The 5,028-nt window shown below is 65.2% G+C and carries 2 protein-coding genes and 1 rRNA gene; all 3 read left to right on the plus strand.

The features are described from left to right. Positions 1–5: 5 nt before the first annotated feature. Positions 6–122 (plus strand): 5S ribosomal RNA (gene rrf / locus UC32_RS19900). 253 nt (positions 123–375) lie between these two features. Further along, positions 376–1,383, plus strand: a complete 1,008-nt coding sequence (locus tag UC32_RS19905; RefSeq protein ID WP_045732903.1) for a LacI family DNA-binding transcriptional regulator — start codon at positions 376–378, stop codon at positions 1,381–1,383. 118 nt (positions 1,384–1,501) lie between these two features. Next, complete coding sequence (locus tag UC32_RS19910; RefSeq protein ID WP_082072237.1) at positions 1,502–4,516, plus strand: glycoside hydrolase family 2 TIM barrel-domain containing protein; 3,015 nt, start codon at positions 1,502–1,504, stop codon at positions 4,514–4,516. Positions 4,517–5,028 lie beyond the last annotated feature (512 nt).

Genomic DNA, 5,028 nt, shown 5'->3' on the forward strand with positions numbered 1-5,028 from the left:
AGGGTTACGGCGGTCATAGCGTGGGGGAAACGCCCGGTCCCATTCCGAACCCGGAAGCTAAGACCCACAGCGCCGATGGTACTGCACCCGGGAGGGTGTGGGAGAGTAGGACACCGCCGGACATAAATTACGTAGGGCCCTGACAAGGAACGTCAGGGCCCTACGACTTTAACCACCACACACACCCACCAAAAATCTGGCCACGGCACCCACACCACGGGCCCCCGGGCAGATGCCCCATCACATAACGCACCTAACACCCCCTGTTAGGTGCGATATCTGATAGGGCAACCCACCCCAACAACCCACACAACCGAGCGCGCGTCACCCGGGCCGGGGAGGCGCTCTGCTGCCGGCCGCATAGACTTACGGCCTATGAGTCCCCGATCCCCAGAGCCGCGACAGGGCCGTGCCACCATCCTCGATGTTGCTGCCGCGGCCGGCGTCTCGCGGCAGACGGTCACCCGGGCCATGAACGATATGACCGGCATCAGCCAGGCCACGCGGGAGCGCGTGCAGCGGATCGCGGCAGAGCTGGGTTACACGCCCAGCCGGTTTGCCAAGGGCCTGGTCCAGGGTGCGCGGACGTCGATAGGCCTGGCCATCCCCGACCTCACCAATCCGTACTTCCCCGCGTTTGCCTCAAGTGTTGTTGAGGCAGCCACGGCGCGGGGGTGGAACGTGGTGGTGGATGACTATGGCCATGGCACAGGCAACGCCCTGGACGCTGCTGCCCGGCTGGCACCCCAGGTGGACGCGCTCATCGGCTACCTTGGGGACCATGCAGTCGCCGCCCAGGCGATGTTGGGCCGGCGTCCCATCGTCGGGTTGGATGACCCCCAGGCACCGGCTGCCGGCTCGATCTCCTTTGACTACGCCTACGCAGCCCGGCTGGGCCTGGAGAGGCTGGTGGCCCGCGGCTGCAGGAGCATCGCCTTCTTGGACTCGGGACAGGGCGGCATCGCCGCGGGCAGGGGCTCTGCGGTGTCCGCCGCCGCAGCAGAACGCGGGCTTCAGCTGCTCAAGTTTGCGGCGGAGCCTTCCGCTGTCCACGCCCGGGAGGCAGTCACCGCATTTCTGGCCGGTAAGGCCGAACTCGACGGACTCCTTGTCTTCAATGACCTGATGGCGGCTGGCGCACTGAAGGCATTGCAAGCCGCAGGACGGAACGTGCCCGGGGACGTCGCAGTGATCGGGATGGACGGAATACCACTGGGGGAGCTGGTGTCCCCCGAGCTGACCACGCTGTCCCTGGACCTGAGATCCGTGGGCCGGGCCGCCGTCGGCCTTCTTGAAGGCCTCCTGTCCGGAGCTATTGAACCGAGGGCCAGTGACTCGGCCCTGCTCCTGCGGCACGAACTGGTGGTGCGCCAGTCGGCCTAGGGTGGGCTGATGTGCAAACGCACCCTACCCATGCCGGGACCGAACGGCTAGGCTTGTAAGTGCGCAACGTGAACGTTCACGAAGAAAGCAATTTGCCCCCAGCCTTCAAGGAAGTCCCATGCCTGTCCAGTCCCCCATAACGGTGTCGAACGCTGTTGCAAGTGCTGCCTCCGATGCTGTGCCGCGCAGCCTTGAACTCGGCGCCGAAGGTGTTCTCGAGTTGTCTTCAGTGGCTCCGGGGCGGGGTGCGCTTGCTCCCCGGGCCTATCTCGCCAGCGATGCGCCGCGGCTGTCCCTGAACGGCGACTGGCAGTTCCGCCTCAGCGCGGGCATCCGCAGCGCCCCCGCAGAAGGATGGCAGCTGGGCCAGGATCTGGACGGCTTCGAAACCCTGCCGGTGCCGTCCAGCTGGCCCATGCACGGGCACGGCGCACCGGCGTACACCAACATCCAGTTTCCGTTTGCCGTGGAACCTCCGCATGTGCCGGAAGCCAACCCCATTGGCGACCACCTCCTGACGTTCCACGCCGGACCGGAGTTCTTCCCCAACGCACTGCTGCGTTTCGACGGCATCGACTCCGCCGGCACGGTGTGGCTGAACGGCGTCGAACTCGGCACCACCCGCGGCAGCCGCCTTGCCCACGAATTCGACGTCTCAGGAATCCTCACGGAAGGCGGCAACATCCTCGCCGTACGGGTGGCGCAGTTCTCGGCCGCCAGCTACGTGGAGGACCAGGACATGTGGTGGCTCCCGGGGATCTTCCGGGACGTCACCCTTCAAGCCCGCCCCGCGGACGGCATCGATGACGTCTTCGTCCACGCCGACTACGACGCCGGCACGGGCGAAGGTGTACTGCGTGTGGAGGCGAGCCGGGGCGGAAAGGCGATTGACGCCGTCGTACGCGTTCCCGAACTGGGCCTGGAGCTTAGGGCCGGCCAGGAGCATCACTTGCCATCCGTGGCGCCCTGGTCGGCAGAGGAGCCCCGCCTGTACGAGGCCACCGTCAGCACCCCGGCCGAAACGGTGTCCCTGCAGCTGGGATTCCGCAGCATCACCATCGAAGACTCGCAGTTCAAGGTGAACGGGCGGCGGATCCTGCTCCGCGGGGTGAACCGTCACGAGCACCACCCCCGGCTGGGGCGCGTGGTTCCGCACGAGGTGATGGAGGCGGAGCTCAAGCTCATGAAGCAGCACAACATCAACGCCATCCGCACCTCGCACTATCCGCCGCATCCGGAATTCCTTGCCCTGGCTGACCAGCTTGGTTTCTATGTCGTACTTGAATGCGACCTCGAAACCCACGGGTTCGAGAGCGCCGGCTGGGCCCAGAACCCGAGCGATGATCCCCAGTGGGAAGACGCCCTGCTGGACCGGGTGCGCCGGACCGTGGAGCGGGACAAGAACCATGCAGCCGTCGTCATGTGGTCCCTGGGCAACGAATCCGGGACCGGCCGGAACTTGGCCGCAATGTCCCGCTGGACCAAGGAACGTGACCCGTCCCGCCCCATCCACTACGAGGGTGACTGGTCCTCCCCGTATGTTGACGTGTACTCCCGCATGTACGCCAACCAGGCCGAGACTGCACTGATTGGACAGGGAACGGAGCCCCCACTCGATGACCCCGAGCTGGATGCCCGGCGCCGTGCCATGCCCTTCGTGCTGTGCGAATACGTTCACGCGATGGGCAACGGCCCGGGAGGAATGACCGAATACCAGGAGCTCTTTGAACGCCACCCCAGGCTGATGGGCGGCTTCGTCTGGGAGTGGCTGGAACACGGCATCACGGTCCCCACGCCAGGCGGCGGTGAGCACTTCGCCTATGGCGGTGATTTCGGTGAGGAAATTCACGACGGCAACTTCGTCACCGACGGACTGGTGGACGCCAATCGCCAACCCCGGCCCGGCCTCCTCGACTTCAAGCGCGTCGTTGCGCCGCTGCGGATCCAGGTTGCGGGGGACTGGTCCGGCTTTACCGTCCACAACGGACACGATTTCGCTGACACCTCCGCGTTCAGCTTCCAGTACACGGTGGAGGCCGACGGCGACACTATCGACGGCGGCACGGTGGAGGTTCCGCGCGTCGCGCCGCAGTCCGCGGCCACAGTTGCGTTGCCGGCCGGCCTCCCGCACACGGACGGGCTGGCAGTCCTCACCGTCAGCGCCGTTCTTGCCGCTGCGACGCCATGGGCCAGTGCTGGCCACGAGATCGCGTGGGGCCAGTCCGTCCGTGGAGTCTCACGTTTTGAAGAGCCCCGCGCTGTTGAACCCGTTACCGCCACTGACGATCAGCTGCGGCTGGGCCCGGCGGTGTTCAGCAGGCTGACCGGGATGCCCACGCGGATCGGCGACCTCAGCGTCGAAAGGCTGGGGCTCTCACTGTGGTGGCCTCCCACTGACAACGACCTGGGCAGGGAATGGGGCGGCGCCGACCCCCGGCCCCTGGCCACCCAGTGGAAGGATGCGGGACTGGACCGGCTCCATGTGCGGCTGCTTGGCATTAGCGCTGAACGCGCCGCCGACGGCGGGGAGCAGCTCGTCACGAGCACCAGGGTGGGTGCCGCAGACAAGCAGTTCGGGGTCCTTGTCGACTACACGTGGACCAGCGACGGTGAATCACTGGCTCTCCGCACCCAGGTCCGGCCGCAGGGATCCTGGATCAACGCAGGCTTCGACGTGGAATGGGCCCGCATCGGCCTGGAACTGGTGTTTGACGGCGAGACGTCAGCGGTGAGCTGGTTCGGGCAGGGGCCGCACCAGGGTTACCCGGATACGGGGCAAGGCACCCGCACGGGATGGTTCTCCCTGCCCTTGGGTGATCTCGATGTGGAGTATGCGCGGCCCCAGGAGTCCGGTGCACGCGCCGGCGTCCGGTCGGCAGCCCTTGAGATGGATAGTGCCACGCTGGACATCGCCGGCGAGCCCTTTGCCCTGACGGTACGCCCCTACAGCCAGGCCGCACTCAACGAAGCGACGCACCGGCCTGACCTGGCAGCCGACGGGCGGACCTACATCTACCTCGATAACGCCATGCGGGGTGTGGGTACGGGAGCCTGCGGTCCGGGAGTCCTTGAGCCGTACCGCCTGTCACCCCGGGACGCCGACTTCACGGTCGTGTTGCGGGTACGCCCATAGGCCCAGCAACATGTGAGCCACTGCATAAAGGGAAGTTTCGGTCCTTCGGGCTGCCCGGCAATGCTCATGGCCCCCGAAATCCCCGTGGTTGCAGGGGTTTTGGGGGCCATCTTGTTGGTTAGGGGTCGATTTGCTGTGGGGTTGGTGGGCGTGTATTGTTTTCTGAGTCGCCGCCGCTGATGCGGAAAGAAAGCGACCGACCCCCTTCTGAACAGCCTGAAAATGGTTCGCAGCTTTGCGTGCCGGATGAGGGTGGGGACCTTTCCTGTGGGCTTGTGATTGGCGGAAACGCCGGTTTGCAAAGCTTCTGGGGATCGGGTAAGTTTGGAAAGTTGCTCCGGAGCGATCCTGAACGTGTGTTTGGGTGGTGCCGGGTGTGTCTGTTGTTTGAGAACTCAATAGTGTGCCAAGTTTGTTGATACCGATTATGTAATGTGATTGGTTGAATTTGCTGTGTTGTCCATCCCGTGGATGGCATGGTTTTTACAGCTGGTTTCAAATTTTGTGCAGCC

Origin of the sequence: Pseudarthrobacter chlorophenolicus (assembly GCF_000962805.1) — a bacterium.
Taxonomy (GTDB): domain Bacteria; phylum Actinomycetota; class Actinomycetes; order Actinomycetales; family Micrococcaceae; genus Arthrobacter; species Arthrobacter chlorophenolicus_A.

What these genes read in the sequence shown, in the direction of transcription:
- UC32_RS19905 (WP_045732903.1), top strand. Translation starts at nt 376, where the DNA reads ATGAGTCCCCGATCCCCAGAGCCGCGACAGGGCCGTGCCACCATCCTC.
- UC32_RS19910 (WP_082072237.1), top strand. Translation starts at nt 1,502, where the DNA reads ATGCCTGTCCAGTCCCCCATAACGGTGTCGAACGCTGTTGCAAGTGCT.